At 62.0% G+C, this 205-nt stretch carries 1 pseudogene; it reads left to right on the forward strand.

The window, feature by feature from the left end:
- Positions 1-205 (forward strand): annotated as a pseudogene (locus AN215_RS00015) (hypothetical protein); the annotation flags it as partial.

Raw genomic sequence — 205 nt, forward strand, 5'->3', positions numbered from 1 at the left:
AGCAGACCAACGTCGAGGTCAAGCCCGGCGAGGTCGGCTGGATCACCCGCGAAGCCGCCATGGAAGAAGTCAACGGCACCTACGAGATGCACTTCGAGGACAAGTTCTACGGCCACCACATCTGGTACGTCCCCTTCACCGCCAAGGGCCCCAAGGCCGACGCACCCAGCACCAAGACCCAGCACACCCGGAAGATGACCAAGAA

The sequence above is a fragment of the Streptomyces abyssalis genome, assembly GCF_001751365.1.
GTDB classification, from domain to species: Bacteria; Actinomycetota; Actinomycetes; order Streptomycetales; family Streptomycetaceae; genus Streptomyces; species Streptomyces abyssalis.